Source organism: Streptomyces sp. NBC_01477 (assembly GCF_036227245.1).
Classification (GTDB): domain Bacteria; phylum Actinomycetota; class Actinomycetes; order Streptomycetales; family Streptomycetaceae; genus Actinacidiphila.
This window is the reverse complement of record NZ_CP109445.1, coordinates 1,934,335-1,950,512: the sequence shown is the minus strand read 5'-3', so window position 1 is coordinate 1,950,512 and position 16,178 is coordinate 1,934,335. Positions and strand designations below refer to the sequence as shown.

Sequence of the window (16,178 nt, the reverse complement as noted above, 5' to 3'; positions counted from 1 at the left end):
AAGGCAGGGCCTCGTGGCGATGGCAAGGGCGGGAACGAAGGCGCTTGGCGCGCTGCTGGCGGTGGTGCTCGGCGCGGCCGGGCTCGCCGGATGCAGCAGCACCGGCGGCAAGCGCGCGGAGGACCGGGCCAAGAAGCTCACCGCGAACGGCTCGGCGGTCGACACACCGCACTGGACGGTCGCCATGGTCACCCACTCGGGAGCCGGCGACACCTTCTGGGACATCGTCCAGAGCGGCGCCAAGCAGGCCGCGGCCAAGGACAACATCAAGTTCGTCTACTCCAACAGCGACCAGGGCGACCAGCAGGCCCAGCTCGTGCAGGCCGCGATCGACAGCCATGTGGACGGCCTGGTCGTCACCCTCGCCAAGCCCGACGCCATGAAGGCCGTCGTCGCCAAGGCGGTCAAGGCCGGCATCCCGGTGATCACCATCAACTCGGGTGCCGCCCAGTCCAAGGAGTTCGGCGCGCTCACCCACATCGGGCAGGACGAGACGATCGCCGGCAACGCGGTCGGCGACGAGCTGAACACCCGCGGCAGGCAGCACGCCCTGTGCGTCCTGCACGAGCAGGGCAATGTCGGCCTCGAACAGCGCTGCGCCGGCGCCAAGGAGAAATTCCACGGCCGGATGGACACCCTCTACGTCAACGGCACCAACATGCCCGACGCGCTGTCCGCGATCCAGGCCAAGCTCCAGTCCGACAAGTCCATCGACGCCGTCGTGACCCTCGGCGCGCCCTTCGCCAGCACCGCCGCCTCGGCCAAGAAGCAGTCGGGCTCCTCCGCCGAGATCGACACCTTCGACCTCAACCCGCAGGTCGCGGCCTCCCTCAAGAACGGCACCCTCGGCTTCGCCGTCGACCAGCAGCCGTATCTGCAGGGCTACGAGGCGGTGGACCTGCTGTGGCTCTACCGCTACAACAAGGACACCCTCGGCGGCGGCCAGCCGGTGCTCACCGGCCCGCAGATCGTCACCAAGGACGACGCGGACGCGCTGCTGTCGTACGCCAAGCGGGGGACCCGATGAGCGACCTCGCCCTCGCCGCGGACGAGCGGCTGGCGCCGCGGTCCCTGGTACGGCGGCTGCTCGGACGGCCCGAACTGGGGGCGGTCGTCGGGGCCGCGGCGGTCTTCCTCTTCTTCTCCTTCGCCGCCGACTCCTTCCTCCAGTGGTCCAGCTTCGGCACCGTCCTCTACGCCTCCTCCACCATCGGCATCATGGCCGTGCCGGTGGCGCTGCTGATGATCGGCGGCGAATTCGACCTGTCGGCCGGTGTGATGGTGACCAGCTCCGCGCTGGCCTCCTCGATGATCAGCTTCCAGCTGACCGCCAACGTCTGGGTCGGCATCGGCGTCTCGCTGCTGGTGACCCTGGCGCTGGGCGCCTTCAACGGGATCATGCTGGTGCGCACCAAGCTGCCCAGCTTCATCATCACGCTGGGCACCTTCCTGATGCTGACCGGTCTGAACCTCGGCCTGACCAAGCTGATCAGCGGCACCGTCGCCACCAAGTCGATCGGCGACATGGAGGGCTTTCCCGCGGCGCAGAACGTCTTCGCCTCGCACTGGACGATCGGCTCGGTCGACCTCCAGGTGACCATCCTGTGGTGGCTCGGCCTGGTCGCGGTCGCCACCTGGGTGCTGCTGCGCACCCGGGCCGGCAACTGGATCTTCGCGGCCGGCGGCCACGCCGACGCGGCCCGCGCGGTCGGCGTCCCCGTGGCGCGCACCAAGGTCGGGCTGTACATGGCGGTGGCCTTCTGCGCCTGGATCTCCGGCCAGCACCTGCTGTTCTCCTTCGACGTGGTCCAGTCGGGGGAGGGCGTCGGCAACGAGTTCCTGTACATCATCGCGGCCGTGATCGGCGGCTGCCTGATGACCGGCGGCTACGGCAGCGCCATCGGGTCCGCGGTCGGCGCCTTCATCTTCGGCATGACCAACAAGGGCATCGTGTACGCCCAGTGGAATCCGGACTGGTTCAAGTTCTTCCTCGGGGCGATGCTGCTGCTCGCCACCCTGCTCAACGCCTGGGTCCGCAGGCGGGCGGAGGCCACCGCATGACCGCGACCACCGACCCGGCAGCCGCGCCCCTGGTCGCGCTGACCGACGTCTCCAAGTCCTACGGGAACGTCCGCGCCCTGCGCGACGTCTCCCTCGAAGTGCACGCCGGCGAGATCACCTGCGTCCTGGGCGACAACGGCGCCGGCAAGTCCACCCTCATCAAGATCATCGCCGGGCTGCACCCGCACGACTCCGGCAGCTACGCGGTCGACGGGGAGCCGGTACGGCACGCCTCGCCCCGCGACGCCCTCGACCGGGGCATCGCCACCGTCTACCAGGACCTGGCCGTGGTGCCGCTGATGCCCGTATGGCGGAATTTCTTCCTCGGCTCCGAGCCCACCAAGGGCCGCGGCCCGCTGCGCCGGCTGGACGTCGCCGCCATGCGCGGCACGACCCGTGCCGCGCTACTGCGGATGGGCATCGACCTGCGGGACGTCGACCAGCCGATCGGCACCCTGTCCGGCGGCGAGCGGCAGTGCGTGGCCATCGCCAGGGCCGTGCACTTCGGCGCGAAGGTGCTGGTGCTCGACGAGCCCACCGCCGCGCTCGGCGTCAAGCAGTCCGGAATGGTGCTGAAATACGTGGCCGCGGCCCGCGACGCCGGGCTCGGCGTGGTCCTCATCACCCACAACCCGCACCACGCCTACCTTGTCGGGGACCGCTTCGTCCTGCTCAAGCGGGGAACGATGTCGGGCAGCCACCTCAAGGAGGACATTACGCTGGACGAGCTGACCCGGGAGATGGCCGGGGGCAGCGAGCTGGACGAGCTGACGCATGAGCTGAGCCGCACACCGGCGGCCACCACGAAGCCGGTGGACGCCACCGACCCGGAGACCCGCGCTTGAGTGCCAATCGTGAACGTGTGTACCGCGGCAGCGCCGCCAGAGCGACGGTGTGGCGGAACGTCAGCGGCGCCGAGCGCCGGGAGAGACGCAGCCACCTGACCGCGCCGCGGGTGCCGACCGTCGGCATCGACATCGGCGGCACCAAGGTGATGGCCGGGGTGGTGGACGCCGACGGGGTCATCCTCGAACAGCTGCGCACCGAGACCCCCGACAAGTCCAAGAGCCCCAAGGTGGTCGAGGACACCATCGTGGAGCTGGTCCTCGACCTGTCCGAGCGGCACGACGTGCACGCGGTCGGGATCGGCGCGGCCGGCTGGGTGGACGCCGACCGCTCCCGCGTCCTGTTCGCCCCGCACCTGTCCTGGCGCGACGAACCGCTGCGCGAGCGGCTCGCCGAGCGCCTGCTCGTACCGGTCATGGTCGACAACGACGCCAACACCGCCGCCTGGGCCGAATGGCGCTTCGGCGCCGGCCGCGGCGAACCCGACCTGGTGATGATCACCCTGGGCACCGGCATCGGCGGCGCGATCCTGGAGGACGGCCACGTCAAACGGGGCCGCTACGGGGTCGCGGGCGAGTTCGGCCATATGCAGGTGGTGCCGGGCGGGCACCGCTGCGCGTGCGGCAACCGCGGCTGCTGGGAGCAGTACAGCTCAGGGAACGCCCTGGTCAGGGAGGCGCGCGAGCTGGCCGCCGCCGACTCGCCCGTCGCCTACGGGATCATCGACCGGGTCGGCGGCAACGTCGGCGACATCACCGGGCCGATGATCACCGAACTGGCCAGGGCCGGCGACCCGATGTGCATCGAGCTGTTCCAGGACATCGGCCAGTGGCTCGGCGTCGGCCTGGCCAACCTCGCCGCCGCGCTCGACCCGTCCTGCTTCGTCATCGGTGGCGGCGTCAGCGCCGCCGACGACCTGCTGATCACCCCGGCCAGGGACGCCTTCCGGCGCACCCTGACCGGCCGCGGCTACCGCCCCGAGGCCAGGATCGCCAAGGCCGAGCTGGGACCGGAGGCCGGCATGGTCGGCGCCGCGGACCTCGCCAGGCTGGTCGCCCGCCGCTTCCGCCGCGCCAACCGCCGCCGGGTCGAGCGCTACGAGCGCTACGGCCTGCTCTCCGGCCGCCAGGGGGACGAGTCGTGACGACGACCCCCGAGCGGGAGGCCGTACCGCAGTACGAGGACGAGGACGCCGGCCCCTCCGCGGCCGACCGGGCCGGCGGCGGCGCCGGTGAGCGCGCCCCCGGCGGCCCCGCGGGCGAAGGACCCGGCGGACCCGGCGACGACGGCCCCGGCGGCGGGCGGGGCGGCGGCGGGCCGTCCGCGCTGCCACCGCCGCGCGACCTGCCGCGCTGGGTGCGCTGGGTGGTGGTGCCGCTGCTGGTGCTGGTCCCGCTCGGCTATGTGATCATCTCCGCCGCGCAGAGCCGCGACAGCGGCCAGGACGTCCAGAAGCAGGCCGCCGCGCGCCATCTGACCTGGGTCGTCCCCAGCGAACTCCAGCGCCGCATCTACCAGGTGCCGATCCCCGACGGCACCGTCAACGACGGCTACCTGGAGACCAACTCCTGGGACACCAGCGAGTTCTACTGCCAGTTCACCACCACCGCGGGCGGCCTGGACACCTTCCTCGCCCAGCTCGGCACCAGCAGGGCGGCGCTGCGCGACGGCAAGGTCGCGATCAGCCCCGAGCAGGCGGCGCAGGTCGGCTGGAATTTCGCCGTACCGGCACACCTGTGGGCCGGAATGTCCACCGAGCAGGCCGGCGACAAGCCCGACCACGACATCACCGTGGACCTCACACACGCCGACACACCCGTGGTCTACGTCGTGTCCACCGTCAACTTCCAGCACGGCTTCGGGGGTGGGTGACCCGGTCGGCCCGCGGAGTCGGTAGCGTGAAGCGATGAGCGAGCTGACGACCGACGCGCCCTTCGGCGCCGCAGCCGACTACGCGGGCGGCCGGCCGGCCGACCGTATGGCCGACTACGACGACATGGACGACATGTACGCAGGAGCGCCGCCGCTGCAGTACCGCTTCGACGGCCCCGACGGCGCACCCGTGCTCGTCCTCGGTCCCGCCCTGGGCGCGACCTGGCACATGTGGGACCGGCAACTGCCGGTGCTCGCCGCCAACTGGCGGGTGCTGCGCTACGAGCTGCCCGGGCACGGCGGCGCGCCCGCCGAGCCCGCGTCCTCCGTCGACGACCTGGCACGGCGGCTGCTCGCCGTGCTGGACGACGAGGGCATCGACACCTTCGGCTACGCCGGCTGCGCGCTCGGCGCGGCCGTGGGCGCCCGGCTCGCGCTGCTGCGGCCCGACCGGGTCGCCGCGCTCGCGCTGGTGTCGGCCGCCGCCCGCTTCGGCACCGCCGACACCTGGCGGCAGCGCGGGGTCGTGGTGCGCGCCAACGGCCTGGAGCGCACCGCGCAGGCCGGCCCGAAGCGCTGGTTCACCGACGCCTTCCTGGCCACCCAGCCGGCGATCACCGACTGGGCCGTGCAGATGGTCGCCACCACCGACCCGGCCTGTTACGTGGCCGCCTGCGAGGCGCTGGCGGCCTTCGACATCCGCGAGGCGCTCGGCAGCATCGGGGTGCCCACCCTGGTGGTCGCGGGCGCCGACGACACCGAGACGCCGCCCGCCGACGCCCGGCTGCTGGTCGCCGGCATCCCCGACGCCCGGCTCGCCGTGGTGCCCGCCACCGGCCACCTCGCGCCCGTCGAGGAGCCGGCCGCGGTCGGCGAGCTGCTGGCCACCCACTTCGGCACCGTCCTGCACGACCACGCCCCCGCCGCGGTGCCGCAGCCCCCGCCCCCGGTGCCGCCCGTACCGCCCGCCCGCATCCCGGCGTCCGCGACGCCCGACCGGCTCGCCGAGGGCGCCCGCATCCGCAGCGAGGTCATCGGCGACAGCGCGGGCACCGACCGGCCCGCGGCCCCCGGTGACGGCTTCGGCAGCGGCTTCGACGCCTTCGCCACCCGGTACGCCTGGGGCGAGATATGGGCCAGACCCGGTCTCGACCGGCGCACCCGCGCCTGTGTCACGCTCACCGCGCTCACCGCGACCGGCCAGCTCGGCGAGCTGGCCGACCACGTCAGGGGCGCGCTGCGGATCGGGCTGAGCCCTGCCGAGATCGAGGAGGTGCTGCTGCACACCGCGGTCTACTGCGGCCTGCCGGCCGCACGGGCGGCACTGGCGGCGGCACGCACCGTGGTCGAACAGGAGACCGGCGGGCATCCGTAGCAGGATGGGATACGGGCGCCGCCGCTCCGCGCGGCGGCGCAGGAAGCCACACCCCGGGGGCGCCCCTGCGCCCCTGGGTACCGAGAGTCCGACCGACGCGTACCGGCGAGGGTGGAATCCAGTGAAGCTGACCAAGAAGAGGCACTCCTGCGTCCGGATGGAGAAGGACGGGATGACGCTCGTCATCGACCCCGGTGCCTTCAGCGAGCAGGACGCGGCGGTCGGTGCCGACGTCATCCTGGTCACCCATGAGCACGCGGACCACTTCGACCCCGAGCGGATCTTCGCCGGCCTCGAAGCCAACCCGGCGGCCGAGCTGTGGACGCTGGCGAGCGTCGCCGACCAGCTCAGCGCCGCCTTCCCCGGCCGGGTGCACACCGTGGGCCACGGCGACACCTTCACCGCGTCGGGCTTCGACGTACAGGTGCACGGCGAGCTGCACGCGATCATCCACCCGGACCTGCCGCGGATCACCAATGTCGGCTACCTGGTGGACGGCGCCGTCTTCCACCCCGGTGACGCCCTCACCGTGCCCGGGCACCCGGTGGACACCCTGCTGCTGCCGGTGCAGGCGCCCTGGAACAAGCTCTCCGAGGTGATCGACTACGTCCGCGAGGTCAAGCCGCGGCGGGCCGTCGACGTGCACGACGCGCTGCTGACCGACCTGGCCCGGCCGATCTACGACAGCCAGCTGAGCGGTCTGAGCGGCGCCGACCACCTGCGGCTCGCGCCGGGCGACGGCACCGCCGCCTGACCCGGCCGGGGCGTACGGCCCGCTGTCGTACCCAGCCGCTAGGTTGGTGGGCATGCGCATCGCGACCTGGAACATCAACTCGATCACCGCCCGGCTGCCCCGGCTGCTCGGCTGGCTGGAGAGCAGCCGCACCGACGTCCTGTGCGTGCAGGAGACCAAGTGCAGCGACGAGCAGTTCCCGTACGACGAGCTGCGCGAGCTGGGGTACGAGGCGGCGGTCAACGCCGACGGGCGGTGGAACGGCGTCGCGCTGATCTCCCGGGTGGGCCTGACCGACGTGGTCAAGGGCCTGCCCGGCGGCCCGGCGTACGAGGACGTGCAGGAGCCGCGCGCGGTGTCCGCGACCTGCGGCCCGGTGCGGCTCTGGTCGGTCTACGTGCCCAACGGCCGCGAGGTCGGCCACCCGCACTACGCCTACAAGCTCCAGTGGTTCGAGGCACTGCGCGCCGCCGTGGCCGAGGACGCGGCGGGCGACCGCCCCTTCGCGGTCCTGGGCGACTACAACGTGGCACCGACCGACCAGGACGTCTGGGACATCGCGGTCTTCGAGGGCGCGACGCATGTCACCGCCCCCGAGCGCGAGGCCCTGGCCGCGCTGCGCGGCACCGGCCTGACCGACGTGGTGCCGCGCCCGCTGAAGTACGACCACCCGTTCACCTACTGGGACTACCGCCAGCTCGGCTTCCCCAAGAACCGCGGCATGCGCATCGACCTGGTGTACGGCAACGAGCCGTTCGGCAAGGCGGTCGCCGACGCGTATGTGGACCGCGAGGAGCGCAAGGGCAAGGGCGCCTCCGACCACGCCCCGGTCGTGGTGGACCTCGACACCTGACGGGCCGCCCTCGGGAAGCGCCGCCCCGTACCGGTGACGCCCTCCGGTGCGCTGTCGGCGAACCGCGGCCGTCTCGGGTCCGCGCCGGGGCTACGGTCCCGGTATGGAGATCGTCGAGCTGCTGCCGACCCTGCATATGCTGCGCTTCCCGGTCGGTGCCGCCTATCTGTGGGCCGACACCGACGGTGACGCCGACCGGCTGACCCTGATCGACACGGGCGTCGCGGGCGCGGGCGAGGACATCGCCGCCGCCGTACGCTGCCTCGGCCGCGATCCGGCGGACCTCCGGCAGGTGGTGCTGACGCACTTCCACCACGACCACACCGGGTCCGCCGCCGAGATCCGCGCCTGGGGCGGCGTCGAAGTCCTGGCGCACCGGCTGGAGGCGCCCGTGGTCCGGGGGGAGGCGGCGGGGGCGCCGCCGGTGTTCAGCGACTGGGAGCGCGCCCTGTTCGACAGCCTGCCCCCGCTGCCGCCCGCCCCGCCGGTGGCCGTCGACCGCGCGGTGGAGGACGGCGACCCGCTCGGCTTCGGCGGCGGCGCCGAGGCGGTGTGGGTGCCGGGGCACACCGACGGCAGCATCGCGGTGTACCTGCCGGGGCCGCGGGTGCTCTTCACCGGCGACACGGCGGCGAACGTCGAGGGCCGGACGATGCCCGGGGTGTTCAACAGCGACCCCGCCCGCGCGCTCGGCTCCTTCCGCCGGCTCGCCGCGCTCGACGTGGACGTGGCGTGCTTCGGCCACGGGGACCCGATCGCCGGCGGGGCGGCCGCGGCACTGCGGGCGGCCGCGGAGGCGCTGCCGGACTGACGGCGGCCGGACCGACCGCTGCTGGACCGACTTCGGCCGGACCGACCGCGGCCGGGCGGCGGCGCGCGTATGGACGGTGCGTCCGGCGGCGTATACGTGCTGTGAGCCGCGCGCCTGGTATCGGACCGCCGGATGCGGTGCCAGGCTGGGGAGATGGACATCCCTCTCATCACCCGGTGGCGCCAGCGGCATGTCCCGGCCCGCTTCGCCGTGTTCGGCGACGGGGGCCGGCCCGACCCCGAGACGCTGGCCGAACTCCTCGGCGAATGCCAGCTGCTGCGTGACCGCGCGGCCGAGGACGGGGTGGAACTCGACGACTCCGCCGCCTCGTTGAGCGCGCTGGACCAACTCGTGCCCAGCTGGCGCGACGAGGAGGAGCAGGCCCTCGACCGGCTCGGCAATGACGCGGGCCTCTATCTCGGCACCGTCATCGTCCGTACCGTGCCCGGCGCCGGCTGGGAGGTGTCGCCCAACGGCAGCCCCGTGGTGCGGCTCGCGACCGGCCGCGAGATCGACACCGTCGAACTGGGCCACGCCTGGGCCGAGAACGGCAGCCCCGAACTGTCCCAGGTGCTGGCGGAGACGGCGGAGGACTGAGACGGCGGAGGACCGAGACGGCGGAGGACCGAGACGGCGCGGCACCGCGGCAGCGGCGAGGCACTGGGACGGGGGAGGAGCGCGACAAAAGCGGCGAAGGGGCGGCTGCGTCCATCGGGTGACGCGCCGTCACCCGAATCAGTGGTCCGCGCAGTACGGAGGGGTCAGGCCAGGGCGTGTCAGGGGCGTGGTCGCCCGGCTGCGGCACGGCATATGTGCATGATGGCGTCAGACGTTCCCTTGACCCACCCATCAGCCTGGCACCGGAGGCACCACGTGGACTCCCTACAGCAGCTGCCGAACATCGGGGCGGTGCTCGCCGACCGTCTGCGCCGCGCGGGCGTCGACGACGCGGGCGAACTGCGCCGGCTGGGCTCAGGCAGGGCCTTCGAGAAGATCCGCCCCGACCTGCCGGACGACGCCTGCACCCACACCCTGCTCGCCCTCGAAGGCGCCCTGCGCGGCATGCGCTGGACCGCGATCCCGCAGACCGAACGCGACACGCTCGTCCACCGCGTGCTCGGCTGACCGCCGCGGGCATGCCGGAACCACTGATCGTCCTCAGCGGTGTCAACAAGCACTTCGGCCGGCTCCATGTGCTCAAGGACATCGACCTGACCGTCGGCCGGGGCGAGGTGGTGGTGATCATCGGCCCCTCGGGGTCCGGCAAGTCCACCCTGTGCCGGGCGATCAACCGGCTGGAGCCGGTGGAGTCGGGCACCATCACCGTCGACGGCCTGCCGCTGCCCGCCGAGGGCCGCGCACTGGCCCGGCTGCGCGCCGACGTCGGCATGGTCTTCCAGTCCTTCAACCTCTTCGCCCACCGGACCGTGCTGGACAACGTGATGCTGGCGCCGCTGAAGGTGCGCCGCCGCTCCAAGGCCGACGCCGAGCGCAAGGCCCGCGAACTCCTGGACCGGGTCGGCCTGTCGGCGCAGGCGGACAAGCTGCCCGCCCAGCTGTCCGGCGGTCAGCAGCAGCGGGTGGCCATCGCCCGCGCGCTGGCCATGGACCCCAAGGCGATGCTCTTCGACGAGCCCACCTCGGCCCTCGACCCCGAGATGATCAACGAGGTGCTGGAAGTGATGCAGCAACTCGCCGAGGAGGGCATGACGATGGTCGTGGTCACCCACGAGATGGGCTTCGCGCGGTCCGCCGCCGACCGGGTGGTCTTCATGTCCGACGGGCAGATCATCGAGGACCGGGTGCCGGAGGAGTTCTTCACCGACCCGCGGACCGACCGGGCCCGCGACTTCCTGTCCAAGATCCTCCACCACTGACCGGCCACGGGACCCTGATGCGCCGTACCGCCCGGCTCGCCGCCGCGCTCCTGCCCGTGCTGGCCGCCCTCGCCCTGGCCGGCGGCTGCGGCCGGCCGGGCAGCCCGCCGGTCAAGGGGCCGCGGGCCGCCGACCTGCCCGCCTACCACGTGGACACCGGCTTCTCGCTGCCCGCCTCGCCCACCTGGAGCCGCGCCCACCGCCGCGGCCGGCTCGTCGTCGGCGTCAAGGACGACCAGCCCTACCTCGGCGAGCGCGACCCCGCCACGGGGACGTACTCCGGTTTCGACATCGAGATCGCCCGGATGACGGCCGCCTCGCTGGGCTTCCCCGCCGGCCGGATCAGCTTCAAGGCCATCGCCTCGGCCAACCGCGAGACCTCGCTGGGCAACGGCCAGATCGACTTCTACGTCGGCACCTACACCATCAACGCGCTGCGCAAACGGCAGGTGGGCTTCGCCGGCCCGTACTACCTGGCCGGGCAGGGCCTGCTGGTGCGCACCGACGAGCACGACATCAACGGCCCGCGCGACCTGGACGGCAAGAAGGTCTGCTCGGCCGCCGGCTCCAGCTCCATCCAGCGTATCGAGGCCGACTACCCGAAGGCCAAGCCGGTCACCTATGACACGTACTCGGTGTGCGTGGACAACCTGCTCACCTTCCAGGTCGACGCGGTGACCACCGACGACTCGATCCTGCTGGGATACGCCGCCAAGGCCCCCAAGGAGCTGAAGGTGGTCGGCAAGCCGTTCTCGAAGGAGCCCTACGGGATCGGCCTGTCCAAGGGCGACACCGCGCTGCGGTCCGCGCTGGACGACGCCATCGTCGCCCACGAGCGCAACGGCGACTGGAAGCGGGCCTACAACGCCACCCTCGGCCTGTCAGGGGTGCCCGCGCCCACCCCGCCGCCGGTGGACCGCTACTGAGGGGGCGACGCGTGTGAGCGTACTGACCGACAACTTCTCGCTCTACGGAAAGGGGCTGTGGGGCACCGTCCAGCTCACCCTGCTCGCCGGCGCCCTCGCGCTGGCCGTCGGGGTGCTGATCGCCGGCTTCCGGGTGGCGCCGGTCAAGGCGCTGCGGGTGTTCGGCACGGTGTGGGTGACGGTGCTCCGCAACACCCCGCTGACCCTGCTGTTCTTCGCGGTGCTGCTCGGCCTCCCGCGGTTCGGTGTCGTGCTGCCCTTCATGGTCTTCGCCGTACTGGCGCTGGGCGCGTACACCTCGGCCTTCATCTGCGAGGCGGTGCGGGCCGGGATCAACACCGTGCCGCTCGGGCAGGGGGAGGCGGCCCGCAGCCTGGGGATGTCCTTCACCCAGACGCTGTCACTTGTGGTGCTGCCGCAGGCGGCCAGGGCGGTGATCTCGCCGATCGGCTCGACCCTGATCGCGCTGGCCAAGAACTCCGCCATCGCCGGCTCCTTCTCGGTCACCGAACTGCTCGGCACCTACAAACCGCTCAACGAACTGGGTTACAGCATCGTGTGGACCTTTGTGTGGATCGCGGTGGGCTATCTCATCGTCACGCTCGGCCTGGCCGGGATCTTCGCCCTGCTGGAGCGGAAGTTCGGGGTGGCCGGGTGACCGGGAGCAGCGCCCTCTACGACATCCCGGGCCCCAGGGCGCTGGCCAGGCACCGGCTGTACGCGTGGATCAGCGGCCTGCTGCTGGCCGCGCTGATCGGCTTCATCGTCTACCGGCTGGTCGACACCGGGCAGTTCGCGGCCGTCAAATGGCGCCCGTTCACCTACGCGGGCATCCAGCGGCTGCTGCTGACAGGTCTGGCCAACACCCTCAAGGCCTTCGGCTGGGCGGCGCTCGCCTCGCTGGTCTTCGGGGTGGTCTTCGCCGCCGGAAGGCTGTCGGACCACCGGGTGGTGCGCTGGGCGAGCACGCTGGTGGTGGAGTTCTTCCGGGCGATGCCGCTGCTGGTGATGATCTTCTTCATCTTCATCGCGCTCAAGCTGGACCCGATGCTCGCGCTGATCATCGGCCTGACCCTCTACAACGGCTCGGTGCTCGCCGAGGTCTTCCGCGCCGGGGTCAACGCGGTGCCGCGCGGCCAGCGCGAGGCGGCCTACGCGCTGGGGATGCGCAAGACCCAGGTGATGACCCACGTGCTGGTGCCGCAGGCGGCCCGGGCCATGCTGCCGGCCATCATCAGCCAGCTGGTGGTGGCGCTCAAGGACACCTCGCTCGGCTATCTCATCACCTACCAGGAGCTTCTGTACTCCGGAAAGCTCATTGCCACCAATCTGGACTACGACCTGCCGTTCATCCCGGTGGTCATGGTGATCGCGCCGGTCTACATCGGCATGTGCATGCTGCTGTCGTGGTGCGCCAACCTGATCGCCAAGCACGAGCGGCGCAGCCCCAGGGCCAAGGGCGTCGCGGTGACCGAGGACCTGCCCGAGGAGATCTGAGCGCTGGCCGACCCGCCGGACATGGCGGAGGGTGACGGGTGGGACGCAATCCCGGTTTGTCCGACCCGCGGTCGGGCAGCCGCACGGCAGGGACGGACCGACCCGCGAGGAAAGAGACGGCCATGGACGACACCACCACCCACACCCCGGTCATGAGCGACGCCGACCTCGCCGAGCTGGGCCAGCAGCTGCGGGTCGACGCGGTCCGGGCCGCGGCCGCCGCCGGATCGGGGCACCCCACCTCCTCGATGTCCGCCGCCGACCTGATGGCGGTGCTGCTCGCCCGGCACCTGCACTACGACTTCGACCGGCCCGGCCATCCCGGCAACGACCACCTCATCCTCTCCAAGGGCCATGCCTCGCCACTGCTCTACTCCGCCTACAAGGCCGTGGGCGCCATCACCGACGAGGAGCTGCTCACCTTCCGCAAGCTCGGCAGCCGGATGGAGGGCCACCCCACCCCCCGGCTGCCCTGGGTCGACGTGGCCACCGGATCGCTCGGCCAGGGCCTGCCCATCGGCGTCGGCGTCGCCCTCGCGGGCAGCCGGCTCGACCACCTGCCCTACCGCACCTGGGTGATCTGCGGGGACAGCGAAATGGCCGAGGGCTCGGTCTGGGAGGCGTTCGAGCACGCCGGCATCGAGGGCCTCGACCACCTCACCGCGATCATCGACGTCAACCGGCTCGGCCAGCGCGGCCCCACCCGGCACGGCTGGGACCTGGACGCCTACGCCCGCAGGATCCGCGCCTTCGGCTGGCACACCGTGGAGGTCGACGGCCACGACATCGACGCCGTCGACCGGGCCATGAGCACCGCCCGCACCACCCGCGGCGCCCCCACCGCGATCATCGCCCGCACCCGCAAGGGCCGGGGCGTGACCGCCGTCGAGGACCGCGAGGGCATGCACGGCAAGCCGCTGCCCGACCCGGACGAGGCCGTACGGGAGCTGGGCGGCCGGCGCGACCTGCGGGTCGAGGTGCACCCGCCGCACGACGCTCAGCCGCCCAAGCGGGGCGGCGGCGACCCGCACACCGCCCTGCCGCGCTACGCCACCGGCGGCGACCCGGTGGCCACCCGTACCGCCTTCGGCGAGACGCTCGCCGCGCTCGGCTCGCTGCACGACGACATCGCGGTGCTCGACGGCGAGGTCGGCGACTCCACCAAGGCGCAGCTCTTCGCCGCCGACCACCCCGAGCGCTACATCGAGTGCTACATCGCCGAGCAGCAGCTGATCGCCACCGCCGTCGGCCTCGGGGTGTGCGGCTGGAAGCCCTACGCGTCGACCTTCGCGGCCTTCCTGACCCGCGCCCACGACTTCCTGCGGATGGCCGCGATCAGCCGCTCGGCGATCAACGTGGTCGGCACCCACGCGGGCGTCGCCATCGGCGAGGACGGCCCGTCCCAGATGGCGCTGGAGGACCTCGCGATGATGCGGGCCATCCACGGCACCACCGTGCTCTACCCCTGCGACGCCAACCAGACCGTGCAGCTGGTCACCGCGATGGCCGACCGGCCCGGCATCAGCTATCTGCGGGCCACCCGCGGCGAGGGTCCGGTGATCTACGGGCCCGACGACGCCTTCCCGATCGGCGGCAGCAAGGTGCTGCGCTCCCACCAGGACGACCAGGTCACCCTGATCGGCGCCGGCGTGACCGTCCACGAGGCGCTGGCCGCCGCCGACCAGCTGGTCGCGGACGGCATCCGCGCCCGGGTGATCGACCTCTACTCGGTCAAGCCGGTCGACACCCAGACGCTGCGGACCGCCGCCGCGGACACCGGGCGGTTCGTGATCGTCGAGGACCACCACCCCGAGGGCGGCCTCGCCGACGCGGTCATGGAGTCCTTCGGCAACGGCCACCCCACCCCGCGGCACACCCGGCTCGCCGTCCACACCATGCCGGGCTCCGCGACCCCCGCCGAGCAGCTGGACGCGGCCGGCATCAGCGCCCCGTCCATCGCCGCCGCCGCCCGCAAGCTCGTCGCGAGCTGAGCGAGCTGAGCGAGCTGAGCGAGCTGAGCGACCTGGGCGACCTGGGCGACCTGGGCGACCTGGGCGGTCGAGTCACCTGATCCACCCGAGCCACCCGGGCGGTGCGCGTCCGAGCCGCCCGCGCCCCGCCCCGCCCGCCCGCGCCGCTCGGCCGCACGCGAAGTGACCGCCGGGCGGCGCGGGGCTGTTCCGGCCGCGTGAACGCCGGGCGGCGCGGTGGCGTCCGGCCCATTGACAGCGCCCTCCGCGCCCCTGAGCCTTGACCGACGTCAGCGTCGACGCAGGGGAGGGGCCTCATGGCCGCCAGGTTTGGCACGGGCAGCAGCAGGAGCGCGGTCACAGGGGCGGCGGTGCCCGAGCGGCCCGCGCCGGTGCGCCGCCGGGCAGTGGGCCTGGGCGCCGCGGCCCTCGGCGGGGCCCTCGCGCTGACCGCCGCGGCCGTCACCCCCGCCGCCGCCCACCCCGGCCCGCAGCACCGTCCCCAGCACGGCAAGCCGGCCGTCCACTACGTGGCGCTCGGCGACTCCTACACCTCGGGACCCGCCATACCCGCGCAGGTCGACGCGAACTGCGCCAGGTCGGACCGCAACTACCCCTCGCTGGTCGCCGCCGCCGGGCGCTACGCGAGCGTCGCCGACGTCAGCTGCAGCGGCGCCACCACCGCCGAGATGTGGCAGGCGCAGGGCACCAACGGCCCGCAACTGGACGCCGTCACCGGGGACGCCACCCTGGTCACCGTGCAGATCGGCGGCAATGACGTCGGCTTCGGCTCGATCATCGCCACCTGCGCGGGTCTGAGCGTCACCGCCCCCACCGGCAGTCCCTGCAAGCAGCACTACCAGGCGAGCGGCATCGACCAGCTCACCGTCAACGTCGTGAAGACGGCCCCGAAGATCGCCCAGGTGCTGCGGGCCGTCCACCGCCAGGCCCCGCGTGCCCGGGTCGTCGTGGTCGGCTACCCCGACCTGCTGCCCGACGACGGTGTCGGCTGCTTCCCCGCCGTGCCCTTCGCGGCCGGCGACTTCCCGTATCTGCGGGACACCGAGAAGAAGCTCAACGCCATGCTGCGGATCGAGGCGCTGCTCGGCGGCGCCGAGTACGTCGACACCTACCGGCCGACCATCGGCCACGACATGTGCAAGGCGCCCGCCGACCGCTGGATCGAGCCGCTGGTGCCCGCCTCGCCCGCCGCACCCGCGCACCCCAACGCCAAGGGCGAGGCGATCATGGCGCAGGCCGTCACCGCCCGGATCGGTGACTCGGGCAGCCGCCGCTGAGAAGTCGCAGGTAAGGGCACCCTGAGGTAAGGCGACCCTGAGTCGCGGGGGCGCGCGGC

At 72.6% G+C, this 16,178-nt stretch carries 17 protein-coding genes; all 17 read left to right on the top strand.

The window, feature by feature from the left end; genetic code table 11:
• Positions 1-19 precede the first annotated feature (19 nt).
• The 17 genes from OHA86_RS07665 to OHA86_RS07585 all read left to right on the top strand — a co-directional run bounded on the left by OHA86_RS07665 (position 20) and on the right by OHA86_RS07585 (position 16,119).
• The gene (locus tag OHA86_RS07665) at positions 20-1,027 is read left to right on the top strand and encodes a sugar ABC transporter substrate-binding protein (RefSeq protein WP_329182266.1); all 1,008 of its coding nucleotides are present in this window, start codon (positions 20-22) and stop codon (positions 1,025-1,027) included.
• On the top strand, positions 1,024-2,061 hold the full coding sequence (locus OHA86_RS07660; RefSeq protein WP_329173592.1) for an ABC transporter permease: 1,038 nt from the start codon (positions 1,024-1,026) through the stop codon (positions 2,059-2,061). Before OHA86_RS07665 ends, OHA86_RS07660 begins: the two co-directional genes overlap by 4 nt.
• Positions 2,058-2,906: an ATP-binding cassette domain-containing protein gene (locus OHA86_RS07655; protein ID WP_329173590.1), complete on the top strand. Its 849-nt coding sequence runs from the start codon at positions 2,058-2,060 to the stop codon at positions 2,904-2,906. Before OHA86_RS07660 ends, OHA86_RS07655 begins: the two co-directional genes overlap by 4 nt.
• The gene (locus OHA86_RS07650) at positions 2,903-4,051 is read left to right on the top strand and encodes an ROK family glucokinase (protein ID WP_329173588.1); all 1,149 of its coding nucleotides are present in this window, start codon (positions 2,903-2,905) and stop codon (positions 4,049-4,051) included. Before OHA86_RS07655 ends, OHA86_RS07650 begins: the two co-directional genes overlap by 4 nt.
• On the top strand, positions 4,048-4,779 hold the full coding sequence (locus OHA86_RS07645) for a hypothetical protein (protein WP_329173586.1): 732 nt from the start codon (positions 4,048-4,050) through the stop codon (positions 4,777-4,779). The genes OHA86_RS07650 and OHA86_RS07645 overlap by 4 nt, the downstream gene beginning before the upstream one ends.
• Positions 4,780-4,813: 34 nt before the next feature.
• Positions 4,814-6,154, top strand: coding sequence for a bifunctional 3-oxoadipate enol-lactonase/4-carboxymuconolactone decarboxylase PcaDC (gene pcaDC / locus OHA86_RS07640; RefSeq protein ID WP_329173584.1), 1,341 nt, complete (start codon positions 4,814-4,816; stop codon positions 6,152-6,154).
• 121 nt (positions 6,155-6,275) lie between these two features.
• Entirely contained in the window at positions 6,276-6,908 is a 633-nt protein-coding gene (locus tag OHA86_RS07635) for an MBL fold metallo-hydrolase (protein ID WP_329173582.1), read from the top strand.
• A gap of 52 nt (positions 6,909-6,960) precedes the next feature.
• Complete coding sequence (locus OHA86_RS07630) at positions 6,961-7,740, top strand: exodeoxyribonuclease III (RefSeq protein WP_329173580.1); 780 nt, start codon at positions 6,961-6,963, stop codon at positions 7,738-7,740.
• A 103-nt stretch (positions 7,741-7,843) separates the two neighbouring features.
• On the top strand, positions 7,844-8,551 hold the full coding sequence (locus OHA86_RS07625; RefSeq protein ID WP_329173578.1) for an MBL fold metallo-hydrolase: 708 nt from the start codon (positions 7,844-7,846) through the stop codon (positions 8,549-8,551).
• 153 nt (positions 8,552-8,704) lie between these two features.
• Positions 8,705-9,148 (top strand): DUF6278 family protein, encoded by a 444-nt coding sequence (locus OHA86_RS07620; RefSeq protein ID WP_329173575.1) that lies wholly within the window; start codon positions 8,705-8,707, stop codon positions 9,146-9,148.
• A gap of 276 nt (positions 9,149-9,424) precedes the next feature.
• The gene (locus OHA86_RS07615; protein WP_073500133.1) at positions 9,425-9,676 is read left to right on the top strand and encodes a TfoX/Sxy family DNA transformation protein; all 252 of its coding nucleotides are present in this window, start codon (positions 9,425-9,427) and stop codon (positions 9,674-9,676) included.
• A gap of 11 nt (positions 9,677-9,687) precedes the next feature.
• Positions 9,688-10,428: an amino acid ABC transporter ATP-binding protein gene (locus tag OHA86_RS07610; protein ID WP_329173573.1), complete on the top strand. Its 741-nt coding sequence runs from the start codon at positions 9,688-9,690 to the stop codon at positions 10,426-10,428.
• Positions 10,429-10,445: 17 nt separating this feature from the next.
• Complete coding sequence (locus tag OHA86_RS07605) at positions 10,446-11,354, top strand: glutamate ABC transporter substrate-binding protein (protein ID WP_329173571.1); 909 nt, start codon at positions 10,446-10,448, stop codon at positions 11,352-11,354.
• 13 nt (positions 11,355-11,367) lie between these two features.
• A complete protein-coding gene (locus tag OHA86_RS07600) occupies positions 11,368-12,012 on the top strand; it encodes an amino acid ABC transporter permease (protein WP_329173569.1) in 645 nt (214 codons plus the stop codon).
• Positions 12,009-12,851, top strand: a complete 843-nt coding sequence (locus tag OHA86_RS07595) for an amino acid ABC transporter permease (RefSeq protein WP_329173567.1) — start codon at positions 12,009-12,011, stop codon at positions 12,849-12,851. The genes OHA86_RS07600 and OHA86_RS07595 overlap by 4 nt, the downstream gene beginning before the upstream one ends.
• A gap of 152 nt (positions 12,852-13,003) precedes the next feature.
• Positions 13,004-14,842, top strand: a complete 1,839-nt coding sequence (locus tag OHA86_RS07590; protein ID WP_329182264.1) for a transketolase — start codon at positions 13,004-13,006, stop codon at positions 14,840-14,842.
• A gap of 296 nt (positions 14,843-15,138) precedes the next feature.
• Positions 15,139-16,119 (top strand): SGNH/GDSL hydrolase family protein, encoded by a 981-nt coding sequence (locus OHA86_RS07585; RefSeq protein ID WP_443071657.1) that lies wholly within the window; start codon positions 15,139-15,141, stop codon positions 16,117-16,119.
• Positions 16,120-16,178 lie beyond the last annotated feature (59 nt).

What these genes read in the sequence shown, in the direction of transcription:
- OHA86_RS07585 (WP_443071657.1), top strand. Translation starts at nt 15,139, where the DNA reads ATGGCCGCCAGGTTTGGCACGGGCAGCAGCAGGAGCGCGGTCACAGGG.
- OHA86_RS07625 (WP_329173578.1), top strand. Translation starts at nt 7,844, where the DNA reads ATGGAGATCGTCGAGCTGCTGCCGACCCTGCATATGCTGCGCTTCCCG.
- OHA86_RS07605 (WP_329173571.1), top strand. Translation starts at nt 10,446, where the DNA reads ATGCGCCGTACCGCCCGGCTCGCCGCCGCGCTCCTGCCCGTGCTGGCC.
- OHA86_RS07620 (WP_329173575.1), top strand. Translation starts at nt 8,705, where the DNA reads ATGGACATCCCTCTCATCACCCGGTGGCGCCAGCGGCATGTCCCGGCC.
- OHA86_RS07590 (WP_329182264.1), top strand. Translation starts at nt 13,004, where the DNA reads ATGAGCGACGCCGACCTCGCCGAGCTGGGCCAGCAGCTGCGGGTCGAC.
- OHA86_RS07630 (WP_329173580.1), top strand. Translation starts at nt 6,961, where the DNA reads ATGCGCATCGCGACCTGGAACATCAACTCGATCACCGCCCGGCTGCCC.
- OHA86_RS07660 (WP_329173592.1), top strand. Translation starts at nt 1,024, where the DNA reads ATGAGCGACCTCGCCCTCGCCGCGGACGAGCGGCTGGCGCCGCGGTCC.
- pcaDC (WP_329173584.1), top strand. Translation starts at nt 4,814, where the DNA reads ATGAGCGAGCTGACGACCGACGCGCCCTTCGGCGCCGCAGCCGACTAC.
- OHA86_RS07655 (WP_329173590.1), top strand. Translation starts at nt 2,058, where the DNA reads ATGACCGCGACCACCGACCCGGCAGCCGCGCCCCTGGTCGCGCTGACC.
- OHA86_RS07610 (WP_329173573.1), top strand. Translation starts at nt 9,688, where the DNA reads ATGCCGGAACCACTGATCGTCCTCAGCGGTGTCAACAAGCACTTCGGC.
- OHA86_RS07665 (WP_329182266.1), top strand. Translation starts at nt 20, where the DNA reads ATGGCAAGGGCGGGAACGAAGGCGCTTGGCGCGCTGCTGGCGGTGGTG.